Origin of the sequence: Microbacterium arabinogalactanolyticum (genome assembly GCF_030268005.1) — a bacterium.
GTDB classification, from domain to species: Bacteria; Actinomycetota; Actinomycetes; order Actinomycetales; family Microbacteriaceae; genus Microbacterium; species Microbacterium arabinogalactanolyticum.
The window spans coordinates 639429-664303 of sequence record NZ_BRZC01000004.1 but is presented as its reverse complement, the minus strand read 5'-3'; the positions used below and the strand labels follow the sequence as shown (position 1 = coordinate 664303).

General features: G+C 69.2%; 19 protein-coding genes. 13 read left to right on the top strand and 6 right to left on the bottom strand.

Annotation, left to right across the window (positions count from 1 at the left end; genetic code table 11):
* The first annotated feature begins 56 nt into the window (after positions 1 to 56).
* Complete coding sequence (locus MIAR_RS07640) at positions 57 to 1142, top strand: glycosyltransferase (RefSeq protein ID WP_285633693.1); 1086 nt, start codon at positions 57 to 59, stop codon at positions 1140 to 1142.
* A 12-nt stretch (positions 1143 to 1154) separates the two neighbouring features.
* On the opposite strand, the gene MIAR_RS07635 is transcribed toward MIAR_RS07640, so the two are convergent.
* The gene (locus tag MIAR_RS07635) at positions 1155 to 2933 is read right to left on the bottom strand and encodes an ABC transporter ATP-binding protein (protein WP_285633690.1); all 1779 of its coding nucleotides are present in this window, start codon (positions 2931 to 2933) and stop codon (positions 1155 to 1157) included.
* A 128-nt stretch (positions 2934 to 3061) separates the two neighbouring features.
* Between MIAR_RS07635 and MIAR_RS07630 the strand changes: the two genes are divergently transcribed.
* The 7 genes from MIAR_RS07630 to MIAR_RS07600 all read left to right on the top strand — a co-directional run bounded on the left by MIAR_RS07630 (position 3062) and on the right by MIAR_RS07600 (position 11306).
* Positions 3062 to 4225 carry a glycosyltransferase family 4 protein gene (locus MIAR_RS07630; protein WP_285633686.1) on the top strand — a complete coding sequence of 388 codons (1164 nt, stop codon included), beginning with the start codon at positions 3062 to 3064 and terminating at the stop codon, positions 4223 to 4225.
* A 43-nt stretch (positions 4226 to 4268) separates the two neighbouring features.
* Entirely contained in the window at positions 4269 to 5564 is a 1296-nt protein-coding gene (locus MIAR_RS07625; protein ID WP_285633683.1) for a nucleotide sugar dehydrogenase, read from the top strand.
* 4 nt (positions 5565 to 5568) lie between these two features.
* Positions 5569 to 6774, top strand: coding sequence for a hypothetical protein (locus MIAR_RS07620; RefSeq protein WP_285633681.1), 1206 nt, complete (start codon positions 5569 to 5571; stop codon positions 6772 to 6774).
* A 90-nt stretch (positions 6775 to 6864) separates the two neighbouring features.
* Positions 6865 to 8304 carry a cell wall-binding repeat-containing protein gene (locus MIAR_RS07615; RefSeq protein ID WP_285633678.1) on the top strand — a complete coding sequence of 480 codons (1440 nt, stop codon included), beginning with the start codon at positions 6865 to 6867 and terminating at the stop codon, positions 8302 to 8304.
* A gap of 290 nt (positions 8305 to 8594) precedes the next feature.
* The gene (gene glf, locus MIAR_RS07610) at positions 8595 to 9743 is read left to right on the top strand and encodes a UDP-galactopyranose mutase (protein WP_285633675.1); all 1149 of its coding nucleotides are present in this window, start codon (positions 8595 to 8597) and stop codon (positions 9741 to 9743) included.
* 7 nt (positions 9744 to 9750) lie between these two features.
* On the top strand, positions 9751 to 10569 hold the full coding sequence (locus MIAR_RS07605; protein ID WP_285633672.1) for an ABC transporter permease: 819 nt from the start codon (positions 9751 to 9753) through the stop codon (positions 10567 to 10569).
* Positions 10569 to 11306 (top strand): ABC transporter ATP-binding protein, encoded by a 738-nt coding sequence (locus MIAR_RS07600; RefSeq protein WP_285633669.1) that lies wholly within the window; start codon positions 10569 to 10571, stop codon positions 11304 to 11306. The genes MIAR_RS07605 and MIAR_RS07600 overlap by 1 nt, the downstream gene beginning before the upstream one ends.
* Positions 11307 to 11313: 7 nt before the next feature.
* Here MIAR_RS07600 and MIAR_RS07595 read toward each other — a convergent pair whose 3' ends face one another.
* Genes MIAR_RS07595 through MIAR_RS07585 form a run of 3 tightly spaced genes read right to left on the bottom strand, consistent with a single transcriptional unit; the run spans position 11314 to position 14878 of the window.
* Positions 11314 to 11904: a hypothetical protein gene (locus tag MIAR_RS07595; protein ID WP_285633666.1), complete on the bottom strand. Its 591-nt coding sequence runs from the start codon at positions 11902 to 11904 to the stop codon at positions 11314 to 11316.
* Positions 11904 to 12857, bottom strand: coding sequence for a glycosyltransferase family 2 protein (locus MIAR_RS07590; RefSeq protein WP_285633663.1), 954 nt, complete (start codon positions 12855 to 12857; stop codon positions 11904 to 11906). The genes MIAR_RS07595 and MIAR_RS07590 overlap by 1 nt, the downstream gene beginning before the upstream one ends.
* On the bottom strand, positions 12854 to 14878 hold the full coding sequence (locus MIAR_RS07585) for a glycosyltransferase (protein ID WP_285633660.1): 2025 nt from the start codon (positions 14876 to 14878) through the stop codon (positions 12854 to 12856). The genes MIAR_RS07590 and MIAR_RS07585 overlap by 4 nt, the downstream gene beginning before the upstream one ends.
* Here MIAR_RS07585 and galE point away from each other — a divergent pair.
* A complete protein-coding gene (gene galE / locus MIAR_RS07580; RefSeq protein ID WP_285633657.1) occupies positions 14844 to 15833 on the top strand; it encodes a UDP-glucose 4-epimerase GalE in 990 nt (329 codons plus the stop codon). The genes MIAR_RS07585 and galE overlap by 35 nt on opposite strands.
* A gap of 25 nt (positions 15834 to 15858) precedes the next feature.
* Here galE and MIAR_RS07575 read toward each other — a convergent pair whose 3' ends face one another.
* Together MIAR_RS07575 and MIAR_RS07570 are read right to left on the bottom strand one after the other, a co-directional pair.
* Positions 15859 to 17157, bottom strand: a complete 1299-nt coding sequence (locus tag MIAR_RS07575) for an O-antigen ligase family protein (protein WP_285633654.1) — start codon at positions 17155 to 17157, stop codon at positions 15859 to 15861.
* Complete coding sequence (locus tag MIAR_RS07570; RefSeq protein WP_285633651.1) at positions 17154 to 18572, bottom strand: O-antigen ligase family protein; 1419 nt, start codon at positions 18570 to 18572, stop codon at positions 17154 to 17156. The genes MIAR_RS07575 and MIAR_RS07570 overlap by 4 nt, the downstream gene beginning before the upstream one ends.
* Before the next feature lie 129 nt (positions 18573 to 18701).
* Here MIAR_RS07570 and manA point away from each other — a divergent pair, with 129 nt between their 5' ends.
* The 4 genes from manA to MIAR_RS07550 all read left to right on the top strand — a co-directional run bounded on the left by manA (position 18702) and on the right by MIAR_RS07550 (position 24779).
* Complete coding sequence (gene manA, locus MIAR_RS07565; RefSeq protein ID WP_285633648.1) at positions 18702 to 19838, top strand: mannose-6-phosphate isomerase, class I; 1137 nt, start codon at positions 18702 to 18704, stop codon at positions 19836 to 19838.
* A gap of 191 nt (positions 19839 to 20029) precedes the next feature.
* Entirely contained in the window at positions 20030 to 20347 is a 318-nt protein-coding gene (locus MIAR_RS07560; protein ID WP_285633645.1) for a WhiB family transcriptional regulator, read from the top strand.
* A 113-nt stretch (positions 20348 to 20460) separates the two neighbouring features.
* A complete protein-coding gene (locus tag MIAR_RS07555; protein ID WP_285633642.1) occupies positions 20461 to 23397 on the top strand; it encodes a glycosyltransferase in 2937 nt (978 codons plus the stop codon).
* On the top strand, positions 23394 to 24779 hold the full coding sequence (locus MIAR_RS07550) for a DUF5719 family protein (protein WP_285633640.1): 1386 nt from the start codon (positions 23394 to 23396) through the stop codon (positions 24777 to 24779). The genes MIAR_RS07555 and MIAR_RS07550 overlap by 4 nt, the downstream gene beginning before the upstream one ends.
* Positions 24780 to 24875: the final 96 nt, after the last annotated feature.

Sequence of the window (24875 nt, the reverse complement as noted above, 5' to 3'; positions counted from 1 at the left end):
AATCCCGGCCGCAGATCCTCAGCATCTCCTTCTCGCCCCTCGATCGGGATGCCCGTGTGCTCCGTCAGATCGCGGTGCTGAGCGAGTTCGGCGATGTGACCACGGTGGGGTTCGGGCCCGCGCCCGCGGGCGCGGCACGACACATCGAGGTGCCCGCGGGACTGCCGTCCCTGCCGCAGACGCCGGCCGGCGTGCTGAAGCTGGCGACCCGGCGCCACGCGGCGGCCGAGTTCGCGGCGCCGGCGCTCGCCGCCGCGCGGGATCTGCTGAAGGGAAAGCGGTTCGACCTCGTCGTCGCCAACGATGCACGAGCCCTTCCGGTGGCTTTCGAGGCCGCGCACGGCGCCCCCGTCTGGGCGGACCTGCATGAGTGGGCGCCCGAGGAGCAGTCCCACATCCTCAGCTGGCGGCTGCTGGTCGCGCCGTTCATGACTTACCTGTGCGGCATCTACCTGCCGCGCTGCGCCGCGGTCAGCACGGTGAGCCCGCTCATCGCCGAACTGTACGAGAAGGAGTTCGGAGCCGCGGCGGACGTCGTCCGCAATGCCCGAGATTTCGTAGAGCTCTCGCCGAGCCCGCTGCAGCCGGGGCGAATCCGCCTGGTGCACAGCGGCGTCGCGGTTCCGGAGCGCTGCATCGAGACGCTGATCGACGCGATGCACGACCTGGACGACAGGTTCAGTCTCGACTTCTTCCTGGTGTTCGGTGACGATGACGCGTACCGCCGGCAGCTCGTGGCTCGGGCGGCCGGCAGCGATCGGATCACCTTCCACGATCCGGTCGCGCCGCACGAACTCCCCGCCGCGCTGAACGGCTTCGACCTCGGCGTGTACCTGCTCCGTCCGACGACGACGAACCACCGGTTCATGCTGCCGAACAAGTTCTTCGACTTCGTACAGTCCCGCCTGGGTGTGGTCTTCGGCAGGGCGGTCGAGATCGATGCGCTCATCGACTCCCACGGGCTGGGGCTGACGGTTGACGGTTTCGAGCCGGCCGATCTGGTGGCCGCTCTGAGTGCACTCACCGAGGACGACGTGCGCGCCTTCAAGCAGCACGCGGACGCCGCCGCCCACGAGCTGAGCTCGGACGTCGACGCCGAGGTTCAGCGCGGCATCATCCGCCGGACGCTGAACCGGGGCTGAGCGCCCCGTCGATCAGGCGAGGCCGGCCAGAGCGGCCTGATGTGCGAAGTCGGGCACGGCGGCGACCAGCTCGTCGAACGTGCCGCGTCCGGCGACCTCTCCGTCGCGCATGAAGAAGATCTGGTCCGCGTGACGGATCGTCGACAGCCGGTGGGCGACCACGATCAGCGTCCGCTGACCCGCCAGGCTCGTGATCGACTCCGAGACGGCCGCCTCGGTCTTGGTGTCCAACGCGCTGGTTGCCTCGTCCATGACGAGTACCAGCGGGTCCACGTACAAGGCCCGGGCGATACCCAGCCTCTGACGCTGCCCGCCGGAGAGCGAGATGCCTCGCTCTCCGACCTGTGAATCGATGCCCCCATCGCGTCTGGACACGATGTCCCAGACGTGAGCCTGGCGCAGCGCCGTCTCCACGCGCGCGGCATCCACGTCATCATCCCAGGTCAGGGCGACGTTCCTGCCGATCGTCGCGTCGAACAGGGCGACATCTTGGGGGACGTAGCCGACCCGCTCCCGCCAGGAGCGGGCCATCGAGGTGAGCGGGGCATCGTCCACGCTGATCACGCCCTGAGTGGGTTCGAGCAGGCTCAGGATCAGATCGACCATCGTCGACTTCCCGGATCCGGACGCTCCCACGAAGGCGACGAACGACCCGAACGGGATGTCGATCGACACGTCACGCACGGCGAGTGCTGCTTCCGGCGAATAGCGGTAGGACACGTTGTCGAGCCGCAGGGTCTTCGGCGCCTCGGGTACCGCGCCATCGCCGCCGCCGGGAGCGGTGGCGATCTGCTGCTCGGCCTCGGCGAGTTCGTCGAGCACCTTGCGCGGGTACGGGGCGGTCGACTGCATCATGGACATGATCGATTGGAACCGCGTGATGGAGGGTGCCATGCGGAAACCGGCCAGGCCGAACATCGCGACTGCAGTGATGGCGGCCTCCTGTCCGCCGATGAGGAAACCTGCACCGCCGACCACGATGAAGCCGCCGATGATGCCTGACTCCAATACGTAACGGGGCACCTGGCCGAGGAAGTAGGTGTTCGCTCGAGCGCGCGAGCTCTCCGTCCGGCTCTTCGTGACGACGTCCGCGACAGCGTCCTCCTTGTTGCGAAGGCTGATCTCCTTCAGCGTTGACATGATTTCCAGGATCAGTCGCGAGGTGCGGATGGAGGCGGCGAGGTTGACCTCGCCGGCGACGCGCGCGTGCTTCGCGATCCACAGGTAGAGGACCGCGCCCAGCAGGAGGATGTACACGAGCGTGATCGCGGCGATGGCGGGCTGAACGAGTGCCAGCGTGGCGACGACCACGAAAAGGCTCACCGCCTCGCCGAGCAGGGTCGCGCCGGGGAGCAGGAACGAGTTGATCATCGCGTCCACGCCGCCGTCTGTGAAGCGCAGCATGTCAGAGGAGTTCTTCTTCAGGCGCAGCGTCCACGGAGCGTGGATGTAGGCGCGGAAGAGCCGGTCACCCACGACCACCTGGTATCGCGCGATGCGGCGCGTGCCCCACCACATGACCAGTGTGGAGAGGAGGCCCTTGGTGATCATCATCGCGCAGATCAGCAGAATCGCGATGATGACGCCCATTCCGTCCAGCTCACCGATCAACGGAAGCCGCACGGGCGTGCCCGCCGCGAGAGGGCCGATGACCAGCGCGAGCAGGCCCAGCGCGGCGGCGTCGAAGATGGCCAGCGACGCCAGCAACCACGAGTACGTGGCGATGAAGCGGCGAGCCTCGGGAGGCAGCACACTGGTGACCTCGCGATACAAGGCGATGACAGAATTCATTCGTCTCCCACTCGGGCTCAGCATGGAGCCCTGAGCCGGCCCCGGAAGTCTATCCGGCTCAGGCTGGGTGAACCTGGCGTGCTAGCGTTACGGGCGCATGCCATGCGCCCGAGCGCGTCCGTGCGCCAATGCCTATGCGTATCGTCATCGTCAGCCGCATCTTCACGCCCGAACCGGCGGCAGCCTCGTTCCTGCTCCGCGCGACCGCGGAGGCGTTCCGTGATGCCGGCCATGAGGTCGAAGTGCTCACCAGCACGCCGCCGCCTGCGGCATCCGGAGCCGACCCGCGCGGGATCCGCGTGCGCCGCGCGCGGGTGAAGCGCGACCGGCAGGGATACGTCCGCGGATACTTGTCGTACCTGTCGTTCGACATCCCGGTGTTGTTCCGCCTGCTCTTCTCGCGGCGAGCGGACCTCTACCTCGTGGAGCCGCCCCCCACGACGGGCGCGGTCGTGCGCGCCGTGTCCCTCCTGCGCCGCACGCCGTACGTATACGACGCAGCCGATCTCTGGGCCGACGCGGCCGGTGTCGTCACCTCGTCTCCGCTGGTGCTCGGAGCCCTGCGCGCGGTGGAGCGCTTCGCGATGCGGGGGACCGCGCACGCGTTCGCCATCTCGGAGGGGCTGATCGACCGGATGCGCCAGATCGGGATCGATGTGCCCGCCACGGCCGTGGGATTCGGCACCGACACCGCGTCGTTCCGGTACGCCCCCCAGGACCCGCCGACCGCGCCGCTGTTCGTCTATCCCGGCTCGTACTCGGAGTGGCACGGCGCCGACGTGTTCCTGGAGGCGTTCGCCGGGGTGCGCGAGGCGCACCCGGACGCCCGGCTGCTGTTCATCGGGAACGGCTCCGAGCAGCCGCGGATGCGCGCCCGCATCGCCGAACTCGGACTGACCGGGGTCGAGTTCCGCGATCCCGTCCCGCCGGAGCAGCTCGCGGAGGTGCTGAGTTCGGCGACGGCGTCGCTGGCCAGTCTCAAGCCCGGCGCCGGCTACGACTACGCCTTCACGACCAAGGTGTACGGATCGCTCGTCTCGGGTTGCCCGGTGATCTTCGCCGGCGCGGGGCCGACGGGTCCGTTCCTGCGGACCGAGTCGCAGCACCACCCGGTGGGGACGGCGGTGGAGTGGGATGCCGCGGCCGCGCGGACGGCGATGCTGGCGGCCGCCGAAGAGCCGCTCGCTACCTCGCGACGCGTCGAGCTGGCGGCATGGGCCGCTGGCCGGTATTCGCTCTCCGCGGTCGCCGAGCGCATCGTGGAGCGATCCGAGGAGATCGTCCGCGGCTGACGGCACCGACCCCGCGTTCAGGAGGATCCCCTACGATTGTGGTGTGAAGATTGCTGTCGTCGCCCTCGGAAAGATCGGGCTTCCCCTCGCCGTCCAGTTCGCCTCTTCCGGCCATGATGTGATCGGAGTCGATGTCAACCAGAGGGCTGTCGACACGATCAACGCGGCGGTGGAGCCCTTCCCCGGGGAGGCGCACCTGCAGGAGAAGCTCGAGGAGCTGATCCCCACCGGTCGCCTGCGCGCGACCACCGACTACTCCGAGGCGATCCCCGGCGCGGATGCCGTGGTCCTCGTCGCTCCCGTGTTCGTGAACGACGAGACCTGGGAGCCGGACTTCAAGTACATGGACGCCGCGACGAAGTCGCTGGCCGAGCACCTGACCCCCGGCACGCTCGTCTCGTATGAGACCACCCTGCCCGTCGGTACGACCCGCACTCGCTGGAAGCCGATGCTGGAGGAGGGCTCCGGTCTGATCGAGGGCGTCGACTTCCACGTCGTCTACTCGCCCGAGCGGGTGCTCACCGGTCGCGTCTTCGCCGACCTGCGCAAGTACCCCAAGCTGATCGGCGCTCTGTCGGATGAGGGCACCCGTCGCGCCCGTGAGTTCTACGAGGCCGTGCTGCAGTTCGATGAGCGTCCCGACCTCGCGCAGCCGAACGGTGTCTGGGACCTGGGCTCCACCGAGGCATCCGAGATGGCCAAGCTCGCCGAGACCACCTACCGTGACGTGAACATCGGCCTGGCCAACCAGTTCGGCGTCTTCGCCGCGAGCCACGGCATCGACGTGTACAAGGTGATCGAGGCCTGCAACTCTCAGCCCTACAGCCACATTCACCGTCCTGGCATCGCGGTCGGCGGGCACTGCATCCCGGTGTATCCGCGTCTGTACCTGTCGACGGATCCGGATGCCGACATCGTCCGCGTGGCGCGTCAGTTCAACGCCTCCATGCCTGAACGACTGGTTGCCCAGGCCGCTGGCGTGCTGGGCGACCTGACCGGACGCCGGGCCGTCGTTCTTGGTGCCGCCTACCGTGGTGGCGTGAAGGAGACCGCCTTCTCCGGCGTCTTCCCGACCGTCGCGGCGCTGAAGCAGCGCGGCGCGGAGGTGTTCGTGCACGACCCGCTGTACACCGACGACGAGCTGCGCGGCCTCGGCTTCGAGCCCTTCGCGCTCGGCGCCGAGGCGGAGCTCGCCGTCCTGCAGACTGACCATGCCGACTACAAGACCGTGTCTCCCGAGCAGATCCCCGGGATCAAGCTGCTCGTCGACGGTCGCAACGCCACCGACGCCGCGCTGTGGGCGGGCACGCCCCGGATCGTGGTCGGCGCCGCAGCCTGAAGTCGTGATGACGGGCGTGCTGCGTGAGCTCGCGACCTCGATCTTCGTCGCGCTCCCGTACCAGGTGGCTGATCGCATCCACCCGTGGCGGCGACGGATGCACAGGGAGACCCCTGTCACGTGTGCGACCCCCGGGGAGCGCACCCTGCTCATCGGCCCGGTGAACTCGGCGGGGCAGGGCTATGCCTGGGCGCGGGCGGCGGAGCGTCTGCCCGGGGTGTCCGCCGTGGACCTGATGTATCGCGGACGCGCTGATCGATTCATGTTCCCCGCGGACCACTCCGTGCCCGCGGAGGTCGCCTCCGGCATCCGCCGGTGGCAGGATGCCGAGCGCGCGGCGATACTGCGCTCCTTCACGCATGTGATCGTGGAGTCCGGGGCGCGGCTGTTCGGCACCCACGCCCCGGTCGCGGACCATCTGCGGGCGATGACGGATGCCGGAGTGGAGGTCGCGCTTCTCTTCCACGGCAGTGACATCCGCCTGCCGAGCCGAAACGCGCAGGAGGAGAAGGACTCGCCGTTCGCCGACGACGACGCGGAGACCCGACAGCTCGAGGAGATCGCGCGGAATAACCGCGCGCTCATCGACGCCACGGGTCTGCCGGTGTTCGTATCGACGCCCGACCTGCTGGCGTACGTCCCCGAGGCCTCATGGCTGCCCGTGGTCGTGGATCCGGATCGCTGGGACGCGGCAGCGCCGTCGACCGCGCTGACCCGAGCCCGACCGGTGGTCGTGCACGCGCCCAGCCGGGCCGGGCTCAAGGGGAGCGCGCTGATCGACCCCGTCGTGCGCCGCCTGCACGACGAAGGCGTCATCGAGTACCGCGAGGTGCAGGGGATACCCTCCGGCGACATGCCGGCGGTGTACGGGGCGAGCGACATCGTCCTGGACCAGTTCTCCCTGGGCATCTACGGCGTCGCCGCGTGCGAGGCGATGGCCTCCGGGCGTCTGGTGATCAGCCACGTCTCGGATCTGGTCCGCGGCGAGGTGCGCGAGCGCACCGGAGTGGAGCTGCCGATCCTCGAGTCGACCGCGGATGGACTCGAGGATCTGCTGCGGGACGTCGTCGCGCGGCCGGATCGGTACGCCGCCGTTGCGGCGCGCGGTCCCGCCTTCGTGCGGGATGTGCACGACGGGCGGCGCTCAGCAGCGGCCCTGGCGCCATTCCTCGGCGTCGCGGATCCGTCAGCGGGAGCCGCCGGGATCTGACCGTACAGGGAATTCTCAGGATAGGATCACACATCGGCTGATCCGCACCGTAGGGGACTCGCGGGGTGTCGCTGTCTGAGATGAGGATCCATGACTGCACGTGTGCGCCGAATGACGCTGACCGCAGTGATCGCGGCAGCGTCCATCGCGCTCGTCCTACCGCCCTCGGCCGCCATGGCGACCGATCCGGACCGTCCGACGATTCCGCGGGCCCCCGCGGATCAGGCCGAACCGCAGCAGGCCCCGGAGGGCCCGCACCTGAACCGCATGCCGGGCGCACCCGACGCACTTGAGCGTCCGGCGCCGCGATCGCAGATCAGCGCGAGCGAGGCGATCGCTCCCGGTGTCCCGTCGATCACGGTGGACTGGGTGCACACCTCCGATGCGCGCTTCCGATGGGCCGGCGCAGACGGCGGCTCGCCGATCACCGGCTACACCGTGCAGCTCCTGCAGAACGGCGCCATGCTCGACGAGGTCACGGACTGGACCGACGCAGCGGTGTGGATCACCGACCTCGATCCGGGCGGCTCCTACGAGATCCGCGTGGCGGCGCAGAACGCGGTCGGCCTCGGCGAGTTCGGGTCGGCGACCTTCACCACGCCGCTGACCACGGTCGACCGCCGATTCGGTGCCAACCGCTTCGAGACGGCCGTCGCCGTGGCCGCAGACGCGTTCCCCGAAGCGCCGGTGCCGGCCGCATTCCTCGCGAACGGGCTCGACTTCCCGGACGCGCTCGCCGCTGCCGCCGCTGCGGGCGCGCTTGGCGGGCCGGTGCTCCTGACCGAGCCGAAGAAGCTCCCCGGACCCGTGCTCACGGAACTGAGCGCGCTGTCGCCGGAGTACCTCATCGTCGCGGGCGGTCCGGCATCCGTAAGCGATGCCGTCGGCAGCTCGGCGGCGTCCACCTCGACTGTCGATGCGTTCCGTCTCTTCGGTGCGAACAGATTCGGCACGGCCGCGGATGTCGCATCACTCTGGGGGGACGGATCGGACGTCGTCTACCTGGCGAACGGTCTGGACTTCCCGGACGCCCTTGCCGGCGCCGCTGCCGCCGGCGTCGTCGGGGCTCCGGTGCTGCTGACCGAGACCAACAGGCTTCCTGGCGAGACCGCGACGGCACTCAGGGCCCTCGCGCCCACGCAGATTATCGTGCTGGGCGGCACCGGTGCCGTGAGCAATGCCGTCGTCGCTGCGGCCGTGGCATCCACCGGCATCGAGACGAGCACGCAGCGCCTGTCCGGGTCGAATCGCTACGACACCGCCGTCGCGATCTCCAAGGCCACCTTCGGTGACCCCGGAGTGCCGGTCGCCTACGTCGCGAGCGGTGCCAGCTTCGCCGATGCGCTCGCGGGCGCAGCGGCGGCCGGGCACCTGAATGGCCCGGTGCTGCTGACGGAGTCGAAGACGGTCCCGTCCTCGGTGCTGAACGAGATCGCGCGGCTGCGCCCGCAGCGGATCGTTGTGCTGGGTGGACCGACGATCGTCACCGACTCTGTGATGAAGACGGTGCGGGCCGCGGCCGACTCCTGAGCGACCACTGAAGCGGCCTGCGGCATCCTCGGGCGTCGCAGGCCGTCGTGGGTCGACCGGCCGTGCCGTCGTCCGCCGACGCTCGCGGTCGGGCCGACTCCGGGATAGTGGCTCGGGCCGCCTCGCGCTCGCCGCGGTCGATCGCAGCGGGCCTCGGTCACGCGCGTGTCCGGCTCACATCGGTATGCCACCTCGGTGGCGCTGTCGCGGGCCGCATTCCCCGTGTCGAGGAGACCGGTCGCCCGGGCGTCGTCACAGGCTCCCAGCCTGCCGCCGATAACATGGATGCCATGGATCTCCTCGTCGTCGGGTCGGGTTTCTTCGGCCTCACCATCGCTGAGCGCGCCGCAAAGGCCGGCCGCAAGGTGACCGTCATCGACCGCCGCTCGCACATCGGCGGCAACGCCTACAGCGAGGCGGAGCCGGAGACCGGCATCGAGGTGCACCGCTACGGCGCTCACCTGTTCCACACGTCCAACGCGACGGTGTGGGAGTATGTCAACCGGTTCACGACCTTCACGAACTACGTGCACCGGGTGTACACGAACCACAACAGCGTCGTCTACCCGATGCCGGTGAACCTCGGCACCATCAACCAGTTCTTCCAGGCGTCGTACTCACCAGACGAGGCGCGCGCCCTGGTGAAGGAGCAGGCGGGGGAGTTCGACGTCAAGACGGCCGACAACTTCGAGGAGAAGGGCATCGCCCTCGTCGGCCGCCCGCTCTTCGAGGCGTTCTTCCGCGACTACACGGCCAAGCAGTGGCAGACCGACCCGCACAAGCTCTCCGGTGACATCATCAGCCGCCTTCCCGTGCGCTACACCTACGACAACCGCTACTTCAACGACACCTGGGAGGGTCTGCCCACCGACGGCTACACCGCCTGGCTGGAGCGGATGGCTGACCACCCCAACATCGAGGTGAAGCTCGGCGTCGACTACTTCGACGAGTCGCAGCCGCTCAACAAGCGCGCCACGGTGGGACAGTTGCCGGTGGTCTACACGGGCCCGGTCGACCGCTACTTCGACTACGCGGAGGGCGCGCTCAGCTGGCGGACGCTGGACTTCGAGCAGGAGGTGCTGAACGTCGCCGACTTCCAGGGCACCAGTGTGATGAACTACCCGGATCTCGACGTGCCGTTCACGCGCATCCACGAGTTCAAGCACTTCCACCCGGAGCGCAAGGACGTCTTCAGCTCCGACAAGACGGTCATCATGCGCGAGTTCTCCCGGTTCGCGAACCGGGAGGACGAGCCGTACTACCCCGTGAACACACCCGCCGACCGCGACGGCCTCCTCGCGTACCGCGAGCTCGCGAAGGGCGAGCAGGACGTGCACTTCGGCGGGCGCCTGGGCACGTACCAGTACCTCGACATGCACATGGCGATCGGGTCCGCGCTTTCGATGTGGCGCAACGACCTCTCCGGCCAGGACGACTGACATCGGGATGAGCAGGACCACGGTCGGTGCCCCGGGCACACCTCAGCGATACGCGCACTCGCTGTGGCTGCTCTCCGCGCGCGATCTGAAGGTCCGCTACTCCACGAGCGCGCTCGGGTATCTGTGGTCGGTGCTCGACCCGCTGGTGATGAGCGCGATCTACTGGTTCGTCTTCACCCGTGTCTTCCACCGCGACGTCGGCGAGGACCCGTACATCGTCTTCCTCATCAGCGGACTGCTGCCGTGGGTGTGGTTCAACTCCTCGGTGTCGGACTTTACCAAGGCGTTCAAGCGCGACTCCCGCCTGGTGCGCTCGACGGCGATCCCGCGCTCCATCTGGGTGAATCGCATCGTGCTGAGCAAGGGTATCGAGTTCCTCTTCTCGATGCCGGTGCTGGCGATCTTCGTCGTCGCGAACATGCTCTTCGAGAAGAACCCCGAACAGGTCGCGCACATCGGGTGGGGCATCCTCTGGCTCCCTGTCGCGATCCTGCTGCAGACGATCCTGCTTGTCGGGCTCGGTCTCATCGTCGCGCCGCTGTGCGCCCTGTACGCCGATCTCGAGCGGACGACGGGGCTGATCCTGAGAGCGCTGTTCTATGCGACGCCGATCATCTACAACGTGTCGAACCTGCCCGGTGCCTTCGAGACCATCGGCGCGTTCAACCCGCTGGCGGGGATCTTCACGCTCTACCGGATGGCCTTCTTCCCGGACCAGTGGCACACCCAGACCGTGATCATCAGCGCAGTGATGAGCCTGCTGATCCTCGCCCTCGGCGTGTGGGTGTTCCGTGCGCTCGAGCGTCCCGTGCTGAAGGAGCTGTGATGTCGGCCGCGATCGAGGTGCAGGATCTGGGCGTGCATTTCCGCCGCAACCGCCGTGGACGCCGAAGCTTCAAGGACCTGTTCGCCGGGGCATCCCGCCGTTCGAGGCCGGGGGAGTTCTGGGCGCTGCGGAACGTGAGCTTCTCGGTGCAGCCGGGGGAGTCGATCGGCGTGGTCGGACGCAACGGCCAGGGCAAGTCCACGCTCCTCCGACTGGTCGCAGGCGTCCTGCTGCCTGATGAGGGCGGGGTCGAGGTGCACGGCGGAGTCGCGCCCCTCATCGAGCTCACCGGCGGATTCGTGGGCGACCTCACGGTGCGCGAGAACGTGAGGATGACGGCGGGCCTGCACGGCATGTCGCGCGCGGAGATCGCGAGCCGGTACGACGAGATCATCGGGTTCGCCGAGCTCGAGGGCTTCGAGGACACCCCGTACAAGCACCTCTCCAACGGCATGAAGGTGCGCCTGGCGTTCTCGGTGGTGTCTCAGCTCGATGAGCCGATCCTGCTGGTGGACGAGGTGCTCGCGGTCGGCGACAAGGCCTTCCGCGACAAGTGCTACACCCGCATCGATGAGCTGCTCGCCGACGGCCGCACCCTGTTCTTCGTCAGCCACAACGAGCGGGACCTACGGCGCTTCTGCACGCGCGGCCTGTATCTGGACAAGGGCGTTCTGGCGATGGACGCCCCGATCGCCGACGTGCTCGACCGCTACAACGCCGACTACAACACGCACTGAGGGTCGATCAGCGTCCAGCTGCGATATCGGTCAGCGCTTTGAGCGCCGACTTCGTGGCGGACAGCTCGCGATCGGCCGCAGTCCCGCCCTCGTACGCCTTGCGAAGCGCCTGTAGCGAGGTGGCGTAGGTGTCGAGCCCGGTGCTCCAGCGCGAGGCGATCGAATCCGGTGCGACGACCTCAGCGAGTCTCCCGGCGTCCTCCTGTAGGAAACCCACGTTCTGCGCCGCTTCCTGGGGGTCGGACTCTCCGACGATCTGCAAGCCGCGCTGCGCGTTGTTGAGCACGGGCGAGACCTTGCCTTGGAAGACGGACAGAGCCGGGTCCGGAACCGGAGGTGCAGTCGTCGCCGGCGGCTGCGTCGGGGTCGGCGAAGCGGACGGACTCATTGACGGCGTCGGGCTCGCGGATGCCGAAGGTGACGCGCTCGTCGTGGCCGTCGGGACCGGTGCAGGGGTCGCAGGGCGCAGAAACAGCCAGAGCAGCACTGCGACGATGGCGACCGCGACGACCGCGAGGCCCACGATCAGCCAGACGCGGCCGCGCTTCGGCTTCTCCGGGGGGAAGGCCCACACGTACTCGGGCTGCGGCTCGCTCATCATGCCTCCAGCGGCGGCATCGGCTGCCAGGTGCGGTCGCGGCCGATCCGGCCGCCGTCGCGCAGGCCACGGAACAGGTTGCTCGTGCCGCGCACCGTGCGCTCCACGAAGAAGAGCCGGATGAGCTCCTTGAAGAACGTGGCCGTGGTGCCCAGACCGAACAGCACGGGGTTGTAGGCGCCCTTCGTGCGGTAGTAGTGCTTGATGAAGGCGCGGTTGCGCATGATGTAGTAGCGGTACGCGTTGCTGGACGCGTTCATGTGACGGATGCCCATGTCCCACTGCTTGATCTCGCGGGTGCGACGCAGTACGAACTCGTCCACGATCACTGCGGTGGTCAGGCGCGAGGCCAGCCAGCCGTACATCTGGTCGTCCCAGTAGATGAAGAAGCGCGGGTCGGGGAGGCCGATCTGCTGCACGATCGAGCGGTGGATGAACATCCCCTCGAAGCATCCGCTGTTCATCTCCTTGAACCCGGACGCCTCGAACTTCGACGGGGCGAACGGGATCGGGATACCCATCCGATCGGCGATGCGGTACTGCCAGTAGAACTCGCTGCCGTCGTAGTCGTAGCGGCGGCCCTGGATGCTCTTGAAGCGACCGGACCAGTGCCCCATCCGGGCGAGGCCGTCGGGGAGCACCTCGACGTCGTCGTCCATCATCCAGATCCACTCGGCACCGAGCTCGTAGGCGGTGCGCATTCCTTCGCTGAATCCGCCGGAGCCCCCGGTGTTCGTCTCCAGACGACGGTAGACGATCTCGGTGCCGAGGTCGTCGCGGAACGACTCGACCAGAGCGGTGGTGTCATCGGTGGACGCGTTGTCGATGATGACGACGCGACCCGGCTTCGGATCCATCGTGCGGATGCTGGTGAGCAGCCCCTTGAGCAGATGCGACCGGTTGAAGGTGACGATGACGATCGCCGCGGAGGCGGGATCGAATGCGGCGGTCATGCCTGCGCCTCGAACATCTTCTCCCAGGAGGCGTCTGATACGAGCTCGGGGAGCGCGTCCCGGTATTCCGCTTGGAGTTTCGCCCAGTTCCGCTTCAATCGCCGGTGCAGCAGAATCGACTCTCTCAACATGCGACGGTATTGGGCGCGGTCCCTGGTGTAGATGTTCTTTCCGGAACCGTCGGCGGAGCTCACCAAAGCGCTGTCGAAATACGGCACTCGCCACCATTGTGCGTCGCCCTTGCCGAATTCGACCTCGGGCTGAGCGACATTCGCAGGATCTGGAGTGCGGAGCCAGTGAGCGACGAGCGTCCGCAAAGTGAACCAACGCAACGCGAGTCCTGTGGGGCTGTCGAACTCGTGCTGCTTGGTCTGCTTGTATACCTGCCTGCCGCGACGCGAGTGCAGCACCGTGCGGGGATCGCGGTGCACGACCGTCTCGGGGAATTCCGCCGCCAGTGTCCTTGCCGCCGGCATGGCGGTCGCGAGGTTCTCGCGCATGTGGCCGGGGCCGGACAGCACGTCGCGCAGCGCCCTTGTGCGAAGAGCCACCGGGTAGTACTGCATCATCATCAGGTGCTTGAGATCCACGCGCAGACTGTGCTTCAGCAGCCGGCCGCCGCGCGGCGCGCTCGAGTGCAGCAGGCCCGCGACGATGCGGTTGCGTGCATGGAAGTACGCCTGCCAGTCGATCGTGTCATCCTTGTTCACCCACGACACGTGCCACAGCGCCACGCCTGGCAGCGAGACGGTCGGGAATCCGGCCTTGCCCGCGCGCAGGCAGAACTCGGCATCATCCCACTTGATGAACGCCGGCAGCGAGAGCCCCACTTCGCGGATCGCGTCGAGTGGAATCAGGCACATCCACCAGCCGTTGTAGTCCGCATCCATCCTCATGTGCAGGAGGGGTGACTGGCGCAGGTTGGCGACGCCGAAATCGTGCGGCATCTTCTCCTGATAGAGGTTGCGCCACATGAACGGATGCTCGTCGACGACCTCTGCCCATCCGTGCAGTTTGGGACGGTCGAGCAGATCGAACATGTGCCCGCCGACGAGGACGGGCGTGGTCGCGTAGCGGGCGAAGACGATCGATCGGCGGAGTGACTCCGGCTCCAGGCGCACATCGTCGTCCAGTAGCTGCACGAAATCGCTCTCGGGACGCTGCAGCGTCTCGTGCATCGAACGTGCGAAGCCGCCGGAACCGCCGAGATTGCCCTGCCGGATGACCTGCAGCGTCTCACCGAGCTTTGCGGCGACCTCGTCGAAGCCGTCCTGGTCCGCGACCAGCTGCGTGCCCTGATCTATTAGGAAGACGCGGTCGACGAACTCCATCGCGTCTGGGGACGCCGCGAGTGCGCGCAGCGTGTCGACGCAGTAGTCGGGCTTGTTGTAGGTCGTGATGCCGAGAGATGCCTTACCGAGACGGGCAGGCTCCTGCTCCGTAGTCCACTCGGCGCCCTCGAGGATCGCGTGCTTATCGTCTGCGACGACGTCGAACCAGATCCAGCCTCCGTCACTGTATTCCGTGAGCTCAAGGTCGAACGACGTCGAGGTCTCGCCCGAGACCTCCCGCGTCGCGATGCGCTGCCGGATGCCGCTGCCGTTCGAGCGGTACACGAGGATCGTCGCCGGGCCGCTGGTGTGAACGGTGAGGCGCACCTGACGCACGCTCGTCCAGTGCTGCCAGTACGACGCCGGAAACGCGTTGAAGTAGGTGCCCAGAGAAACGCGACGGCCCGACACGATGCGGGCGCGATGGCGGCCAAGGATGTTGCCGAGGTGCGCCCTGTTCGAGACGCGCACCGGCTCCTCGTCGATGACCGACCAGGTCTCGGGGTCCGCGTAGAGAGGGAGCAGATCGGGGTCCCGGTCGAGGGGGAAGACGACGTTCTGCAGCACATGGGTCACGAGGTGACAGCCTACCGGGCGTCGCCGAGGGAACGCTGGAGGAGCGGGTGGCCCGGGAGCACGGGATAGCATGGCCCCGATGAAGGCATTGATCACCGGCGGCGCCGGATACATCGGGTCCACTGTTGCGAGCGCCTGCACCGACGCGGGTATTGACGTCGTGCTGCTTGACGATCTCTCCACCGGTCGTTCGGTCTTCGGCGAGGGTCGCGAGCTCTACGAGGGCGATATCGCGGACGTCGCACTGCTCGATCGAATCGTGGACGAGCATCCGGACATCGACCTCGTCATCCACTGCGCGGCTCGCATCGTCGTGCCCGAATCGGTGGCCGACCCGCTGGGATATTACGACGTGAACGTCGGGCGCACGATCACGCTGATTCGGCACCTGGCCGATCGGGGGATCACGCGGGTGCTGTTCAGCTCGTCTGCGGCGGTATACCGCGGGGACTCCGGTGGCGGCGTCGATGAGACCGGCGAGATCGCACCGGGCAGCCCCTATGCGAACACCAAGTGGCTGGTCGAGCAGATCCTGCGCGACGCGGCGGCCGCGGGGGAGATCCGTGCGATCGCCCTGCGCTATTTCAACCCGATCGGCGCGGACCCGCAGCTGCGTACCGGCCTGCAGAACCCAGCCCCCTCGCATGCGCTGGGCAAGATCATGACCGCGCACGACGCGGGCATCCCGTTCACGATCACCGGCACCGATTGGGACACGCGCGACGGCTCGGGCCTGCGCGACTACGTCCATGTCTGGGATCTCGCACGTGCGCACGTCGCTGCCGTCCAGCGCTTCGACGACATCGCGACGACAGACGCGCCTTATGTCGCGATGAACGTCGGCACGGGAGAGGGCGTGACGGTTCGAGAGCTCGTCGACGCCTTCGACCGCGTCACGGGAGAGCATCTCGAGGTCGTTGAGGGCCCACGCCGACCGGGTGATCAGGCAGGCGCCTTCGCGCTCGTCGGCCGCGCGGAGCAGGCTCTCGGATGGAAGGCCGAGCGGACCATCGACGAGGGTGTCCGTGACGCGCTGGCCTGGGCGGAGAAGCTCAAGAAGCTCGGCTGAGCCGAGACCCCGGGCGGTGGCTCGGCTAGCGCTGCGGCCCCAGCGTCGGTATCACCCCGGTGTGCGCGTCGTCGATGTTCTGACGCCATGACCTGGTCTGTCCTGCTCGCAGAGCGCACAGCACCAGGAGCAGCCAGCCGGCCCCGACGAGCGTGAAGCTCTCGAACATCGACTCCACGGCGAGCGTCACCAGCAGCAGCGGCGTCCAGGCGTACACGACCGAACGCCGCACGCTGGCCACCAGCCAGGAACGCACGGTCGCGACGCCTCCGAGCACCAGGAACAGGGCGAGTCCCAGCACCCCCAGCTGCAGCAGCACGTCGAAGTACGAGTTCAGCGCCGACTGGTGATGGTTCGACAACTGGAAATTGATGTACTGGAACGGGTACTCGCCCCCGGTCCAGGGACCGAACCAGCCGTAACCGGTGACGGGCTTCTCACCGACCCAGTCGAGGATGGCGTTCCACAGGTCCGCCCGGGTCGAGAAGTCCGAGCCCGCATCCAGCAGCTGGATGATCTGATGCCGTCGCGCGAATGCCAGCACGAGCCCGGCCACCACCACCGCACCCAGCAGCCACTGCACGAGCGCGCGGCGGGCGGGCGGGGCGTGCCGCACGATGGTGAGCGCGACGGTCGTCACCCCGACGGCGGCCGCGAGCACGACCACGGTCGGCGAGGCGGACAGCAGTGCGAGGAAGCCGCCCAGCGCGACGGACAGCACACCGACCACGCGGCTCACCGACTGGGTGCGCCATTCGATCACGAACGTGATCAGCGCCACCACGGCCATGAAGCCGAGCAGGTTGCGGGTGCCGAAGATGCCCTGGATGGGTCCGCCCAGCGCGAGGTTTCCCTCGATCCCGAAAAGGGGGAGGGGCATGTCCAGCAGGATGCCGGCGAGGATCTCGAGCCCCAGCGAGATGCACAGCAGCCAGCGCAGCGTGTCGCCGATGGCGCGCACGGTCTGCAGGGTGTCGCGCACGTGTCCGATCGTGATCGCGATGGTCGCCATGCCCAGCAGCGCCAGCCATCCGAGCACCGTGTGCGGCTTGTTCCCCGACCACAGCACGCTGACGATCGCGAGCGTCAGGAAACCGAGCAGCGAAGTGGGGGCGAAACGCAGCAGCGAGAGCTCCTCGCGGCGGGCGATGAGCATCCCGGCGCCGACCAGGGCGAGCAGGGCGAAGATCGTCACCATCGTGGTCGTCGACGTCAGCCGCTCGATCATGAACGATGCGAAGGCCGCAGCGAGCGCAGTGAGTGTGTAGGCGCGAGCGAACTCCGCCGATGCCAGCAGCGCCGCGATGGGCCGTAGCACGGTCATGGCACCTGCCGGGCCTGGGGCCCGTGCGAGATCACGGGCGTGCGCTCGCCGACTCCGATGCCGATCAGCGGCACCGACTTCATCTTGAACGACAGCAGGATCAGCAGCATCCAGCCCCACAGCATGATCGGCGCGGACTCCGCGATCCCCTCGAAGAGCAGCGCGGTGGTCAGCAGCAGGGGCAGCAGGGACAGCGCCGAGTACGGTCGCTGCGCGTCGAGGTCCCACCGCGGACGGTCCACCGCGAAGAACCACGAGCGCCAGAGCAGCGCGAGCCAGGCGACGAGCATCACCACGACGCCGACGATTCCGAGCTGCAGGAAGACGTCCAGCCACATGTCGTGCGCGTGGAACACGGTGATCCCGTGGTTCAGGATCCAGCGGTCGAAGGCCGGATCCCAGGGCACCCACGGCGATGAGAACCCGTTGCCGAACACCGGTCGCGTGATCGCCCGCTCCCACACGGCCTGCCAGATCTCCACCCGGCCGGTCAGGTCGGAGCCCTTGCCGAAGAGCCCCAGCACGCGGTCGCGCAGCAGAACGGCGGCGGCGACCCCGATGACCGCGATCGCGGTGAACGCGAGGTACACGCCGCGGCGTGCCGCGGGAGTCTTCGCGGCACGGGCGATGAGCGCGGCGGCGGCGACGGCGAGGATGACCACGATGCCGAGGTAGACGGTCGTGGACGCGCCCTTCACCAGCAGTACGACGGCGAGCACGGCCCACCCGATCAGGAGGCCGCGTCGGCGCACCCGCGCCGCGTAGAGCACGGCGAAGACCAGCAGCGCGAACAGGCACATCATCGCCAGCTCATGCGCGTTGCCGACGATCCCCTGGATGCGTCCGCCGTTGAAGAGGTTCCCGCGCACCCAGTAGCTGACCGGGTTGATCTTGCCCGGCGGCAGCTCGGCGAAGTTCGGGAGGATCGGATGCCGCACCACCAGCGACACCCACAGCTCGATCACCACGGACAGGCCGAGGATGAGCTTCAGCGTGGTCGAGAGCGCCCGCACGATCTCCTGCCAGGTGAGCATCGTCGCCACCATCAGCGCAGTGGCGGTGATCGCGGCCATCAGTGACCAGGTCAGCACTGTCGCGCCAGGCCATCGCGACCACAGCACCGAGATCAGCGCCAGCGCACCGTAGCCCAGCGCGGCCCACGGCAGCCGGCGCCAGGGGAAGCGGGTCGGGCGCTGTCTCGCGATCGCGGGCACCCAGATGCCCAGCGCTCCGAGCGTGAGCACGACGAGCACCGCCGCGGAGCCCGCCGTCCCCAGCAGGTTGTACACGGCCGTGTGCGCGAACACGCTGAACAGGCACAGCACGGCGTACGCGCGCACCATCAGGTGGCCCGTCGTCTCACGGGCGGGCGCGGCGGGTGGCGCAGCCACGGGATGCTTGGTGTACACGGCCATCGCGTTCAGGCTACCGCCCGACGGCCCACGCGGCCTGTGACTCCGCGGCCCGCCGCGGAGAGACCACCGGTGAGCCCTGCGGCCGCGCCCTCCGGTCGCGCGCTCCGGTCACGCCCTACGCTGGGAGGCATGCTGCTGACGATCACGAACGAGCCGCGCGACTACGCCTGGGGATCGACGACTCTGCTGGCCGGCCTCGAAGGACGCAGCCCGTCGGTCGGGCCCGAGGCCGAGGTCTGGTTCGGCGATCACCCCGGCGACCCGGCCGAGGTCCAGGGCGCGGGCACGCTCGACGCGGTGACCGGCGGATCGCTGCCCTATCTGCTCAAGCTGCTCGCGGCCGCCGATCCGCTGTCGATCCAGGTGCATCCCACCCGTGCGCAGGCACGGGAGGGGTTCGCCCGGGAGGCGGGCCTGGACCCCGCGGATCCCGCCCGCAACTACCGTGACGACAATCACAAGCCGGAACTCATCGTGGCCCTCAGCGACCGCTTCGAGGCTCTCGGAGGGCTGAGGCCGGTCGCCGACACCCTGCGGATGCTGGCGTCGTTCCCGGACACGTCCGGCGTCGTCGCACTGCGGGAGCATCTCGGCGCGGGAGCGGATGCGGAGGCGCTGCGCGCCACGATCGGCTGGCTGCTCTCCGGAGACGCGCAGGCTGCCGTCGAGGACATCATCGACGGGCTGGGCTCAGCGGATGCGGAGGGCTCAGCGGATGCGGAGGGCTTCGCGGAGGCGCTGCGTGCCGTGCGAGGCATCGCCACCCGCTACCCGGGGGACCCGGGAGTCGTCGTGGCGCTGCTCATGAACCACATCGTGCTGCGCCCCGGCGAGGCGATCTTCCTGCGGGCCGGACTGCTGCACGCCTACATCTCGGGTCTCGGGGTCGAGATCATGGCGGCGAGCGACAACGTGCTGCGCGGAGGACTGACGCCCAAGCACATCGACGTGGACGAGCTGCTCTCGATCGTCGACACCGAGCCCGGTGTCGTGCCCGTGCAGCCGGCCGGGGGAGAGGTCACCGAGTACGACATCCCCGTCGCCGACTTCGCGCTGCGTCGCATCGAGCTCTCCGGAGAGCGGACCGTCGAGGTGACGGGGCCCGCGATGGCACTGGTCACCGCAGGCGAGGTCTCCGTGGCGGGCTCCGACGCGGCGACGGTCCCGGTGCGAGTCGGTGCCGCCGTGTTCGCGAGTGCGGACGAGACCGCGCTCGCCCTGCACGGCGCGGGCGAGGTCTTCATCGCCGAGCCGGGGCGCTCCTGACCGGTCCCCGCGGTTCGTGAGACGCCCGGTCGGTGTGCTCCGCGGTCGGCGCGACACGCCGAGGAGGCGTCAATGAACCTTCAAGGCGGCCTTGAGGGTTTACCATCCGCGACTTGACCGGAGCGAATGACACGGGTGTAATTATCTGAAGCACGGCCCGTGGGGGGCATGAGCAGGGTTGGAGGATCGAGATGACGGGATACCGCTCAGACGTTCCTGAGAATTGGTTCGTCGATCCGGTGAACCTCGGCGTACCCGGTGTACGCCGAGTCGAGGCGGAGGACGACGGCGCACTCGCCTGGCAGGTCGATGCGCTGTGCGCGCAGACCGACCCCGAGGCGTTCTTCCCCGAGAAGGGCGGTTCGACGCGCGATGCGAAGCGGATCTGCTCCTCGTGCGATGTGCGCGGCGAGTGCCTCGAGTACGCCTTGAACAACGACGAGCGGTTCGGCATCTGGGGCGGGCTCAGCGAGCGCGAGCGCCGCAAGCTCAAGCGCCGCGCCAGCTGAGCGCGTCGCACCGCAGAGCGCTCGCCCCTCGAGGGCGGATCGGCTGACTTCTTCGTGAACGCGCCGCGGCGGTGACCGACCGCGCGGGTAAGCCTGCTTAGGCTGACAGGGCCATGCCAGCACGTGCCCATGCCATCATCGTCGCGCGCGCGGGGAGATCCGCGAGCGCCCAGCTCAGCCGAACCCTCGACGCACTCAGTGCGCAGTCCCTGCCCCCGGCTGCAGTGACGGTCGTCGTGCTCGGCGACGCCGCGCCCGTCCGTGCGCTCCCCGGCATCGGGCACATCGTCGAGGGCATCATCGAGGCGCGGGCCAGCACCACCTTCTCCGAGGCGGTGGCGCTCGCTGGTCCTCGTGTTGCCGCGGGAAGCGCCGTGTGGATCCTCGCCGAGGACACCGTCCCCGAGTCGGATGCACTGCAGCTGCTGGCAGGGGCGCTGGAGCGCTCGCCGTCAGCGGCGGTCGCCGCGCCCAAGCTCGTGGAGCAGGACGACGACCGCGAGATCGTGTCGATGGGCGTGAGTATGACCCGCTGGGGCCGCACCATCGAACTCGCCTCGGGTGAGCTCGACCAGGGCCAGCATGACGACGTGGAGGATGCGCTCGGCGCCGATGTGCGCGGCATGCTGATCCGCGGCGAGGCGCCGACGGTGCTGCGCCCGGACACCGCCCTCGCCGACGCGGATGAGGGCCTCGACCTCGGAGTCCGGGCCCGACTGGGCGGCGCGCGCCTGGTGCTCGTGCCGAAGGCCCGCCTGGGCGTTCCGGCCGCGGGCTCCAGCGGTCGCCCTCGCACCCAGATGGCGCGCGCATGGGCGACGCGCCGGTCGCAGTTGCATCGACGTCTCGCCTATGCGCCGGCGATCGCGGTTCCGCTGCACTGGATCTCGCTGCTGCCCCTCGCGCTGTGGCGATCGATCACCCATCTCATCGCGAAGCGGCCGGGCGAGGTCGTGCCGGAGTGGGGCGCAGCGCTGACCGCCATGGTGCGGCTCGGCGCACTCGCGCGATCCCGCGCCGCCATCCGCTCCTTCCGGCGGGCCTCATGGGCCGAGATCGCGCCCCTGCGCGTGAGCCGGGCGCAGCTGAAGCAGCGACTGGACGACGGGCACGGCACCGAGCGCGGTGCGGTCAGCGAACTCAACTTCTTCAGCGGCGGCGGAGCGTGGGCCGTGCTGGCCGCTCTCGTGGTGAGCATCGCGGCCTTTGTCTCGATGCTGGCATGGCCGACGATCGGCGGCGGCGCCCTGCTCCCGCTCCGGCGCACCGTATCCGCGCTCTGGGGGGATGCCGCGTGGGGCCTGCGGGATGTGGGCCTGGGGTTCGTCGGTCCCGCCGATCCGTTCGCCGGGGTGCTGGCCGTGCTCGGGACCCTGTCGCCCGGGGCGCCCTCGTTCGCGCTCGTGGTCCTGTGGCTCGCCGCGCTGCCACTGGCTGTGCTCGGCGGATGGTTCGCCGCCACCCGCGTCACCGACCGTGCCGGCCTGCGCATCCTCGGAGGCGTGCTGTGGGCGCTCGCGCCGACCTTCCTCACCGCACTGGTGCAGGGGCGTCCCGCCGCCGTGCTGCTGCATCTCCTGCTGCCGTGGGTGTTCCACGCCGCGGTCGTCGCGCACCGCTCCTGGGGCGCCGCCGGCGCGGCCTCCGTTCTCACCGCGGCGGCGCTGGCCTGCGCACCGTCGCTGGCACCCGCCTTCGTGCTGCTGTGGGTCGTGACGCTGGTGCTGATGATCTCGACCCGTCGTCTGCGAGGCGCCGCCCGCGTGTTCTGGCTGCTGATCCCGTCCGCCGCGATGTTCGCGCCGCTCGTGGTGCGCCGGCTGCGCGACGGCGAGCCGTGGGCGCTGCTGGCCGACCCCGGCGCAGTGCTCGCCGTCGAGGGCGCCGCCCGGCGCCTGGACGTCGCGAGTGGCTTCCCGTCCGTCGACCGCGCAGGCTGGGACTGGTTCCTCGGCGGCGCGTTCGCGCCGTGGGTGCCGCTGCTGCTCGCCCCCGTCGCGCTGCTCGCCCTGCTGTCGGCGCTGTCGCCGCGCTGGCGTGCCGGCTACGTGCTGCTGGCCACCACACTGGCGGGCCTGGGGACGGCGCTGTTCGTGGTGAGCGTGGTGGTGTCTTCCGTCGACGGTGTCGGCGCGGCGGTCTGGCCGGGCAGCGGCCTGAGCCTGGCCTGGCTGGGCGTCGTGGGCGCTGCGCTGGTCACGCTGGACACCGTCGTCGCGCTGACCGCGCTGCGGACCGCGGCCGCCCTTCTCGCGGGCATCGCGGTCGCCGCGTGCGCGACTCCCTCTCTGCTGGCGGTCCAACTCGATCAGGCGCTGGTCCACAACGGGCCGGCGAGTACCCTTCCGGCGCTGGTCGCCGCGCAGTCCGACCGGACCGTCGACAGCGGCACGCTGGTGCTCACGCCCCTGAATGACGGCAGTCTCTCCGCTCAGGTCGTCTGGGGCGCGAGCTCGACGCTCGGCGCGCAGAGCACCCTGATGAACACGGCGACGAAGCCGCTCGGCGACGACGTCGCGACCGCGTCGGTCGATCTGATGTCCGGGCGCGACTTCGACGCCGCGTCCGCGCTGGCGAAGGACGGGATCAGCTTCGTGCTGCTCACGCAGGTGCCGCGGGAGCAGGACCGCGCCCGCTCGATGCGCGACGCGGCCACGACCTCCATCGATCAGCGTTCCGGGTTCGTCAAGGCCGGGCAGACCGCGCGCGGGATGCTGTGGCGCGTGGACGGCACGATCTCCCCGCGACCCCAGCTGACGGCGACCCAGGGCACGATCGCGGCGCTGGTCGGAGTCGTGCAGCTGATCGTGCTGCTGGCGGCGCTGCTGCTGGCGATCCCCACCCGGGCCTCCCGACGTGCCGCGCGCTCCCGCTCCCGCATCGTCGGGCGCGAGCCCTCGGAGCCGATCGTGCTGCCTCGTCGCCGCATCGCCGACCATCACGACGACCAGGCCGCGCCGCGTACGGCCGAGTTCGACGACACCGCGGAGGAATCAGCCGGGACGGCGTCCGTCGGCGAACACCAGGACGAAGCGGAGGCCACCCGATGAAGCAGCGCACCATTCGTCTCGCCGCGACCGGGACGCGCGTGGCGATCGGGGCCGTCGTGGCCGCAGCCTGCGCACTGGGCGTGGCCGCGGCCGCCGCGGCGCCGCTCCCCGAGATACGCGCCACTCCCGCCACGACGACCGTCCGACCCGTGCCGAGCGACGCCCTACTGGTGTGCAACGGGTCCTTCCGGGTGCTCGGGCGGGACGCCACGCAGGCGGGACTCATGGTCTCGGCCGCCACCATGAGCCTGCGGACGGACGGTGACACCGACGACACGAAGGCCGAACCGCTCGAGGCGCCGGATGCCGTCGGAGCCGCGGGGACCCAGGCCATCGTCGGCGCGGTGAAGGACCGGAAGGTGCCGCTGTTCTCCGCAACCGAGTCCGTGCAGCTCTCCGATGAGGACGCCAGCGGCTTCGCCGCGGCGCCCTGCCGCGAGCCGTCGCTGAGCAGCTGGCTCGTCGGCGGGGACGTCTCGACCGGGGCATCCGACATCATCCTGCTCACCAACCCCGGTGCCGTCACCGCCACCGTCGACCTGGACGTGTACGGCGACAGGCGCTCGGCATCGACCGTGGTCGTGCCGGCGGGAACGCAGCTCGGCGTGCCTCTGGCATCCGTTGCGGCGGGGTCGCGGACCCCGGTCGTCCACGTCTCCTCGTCGGGCGCGGCGGTGCGAGCGAGCCTGCAGTCGACGCTGGTGCGCACGCTCGACGCCGTCGGCATCGACCTTCAGGACGGCATCAGCGGGGCGCAGACCGAGCAGATCCTCCTGGGGGTGCGGTCCGCGCCGGCCACCGAGGGCGACGACACGTCCGGCATCGTAGTGCGGATGCTGGCGCCGGATCAGGATGCCAAGGCCACGCTGCGCGTGCGCGCCGCCGGTTCCGCCTCGGTCATCGACGAGTATCCGGTGGATCTCCTCGCCGGTTCACCGTCAGAGGTCACCCTGACCGGGCTGAAGGAGGGCTCCTACGACATCGAGCTCTCGTCGAACGAGCCGATCGTCGCCGGGGCGCGGCAGGCGGTGCGGGCGGGGGATCAGCAGGACCTCGCATGGTCGCTGCCCTCGCCGGAGCTGTCCTCCGGCGCTACGACGATGTTCTCCGTCCCGGGCGGGGCGCCGGCGACCCTCTATCTGCACAACGCGGAATCGGAGCCCGTCACGGTCGCCCTCGGCGGCGCGGACGAGCGGACGGTCCAGTTGAAGCCCGGTGGCTCGGCCGCCGTGACCGTCGATGCGGGCGGCTACACCCTCGAGCCCAGCGGTCGTGTGAACGCAGCAATCGGCATGCTCGGCGCGAACGGCTCTGCGGCGATCGCGAGCTGGCCGCTCTGGGCGGGGGCCGCCACGCAGCAGCCGATCGTCGTGCGTCCCTGACAAGCCCAGCCGCCGTCCATTCATGGGTCGCTGAGCTTGTCGAAGCGTCGTGGCGTTCTCGTGGTGGGTGCTTCGACAGGCTCAGCAACCCAGGAG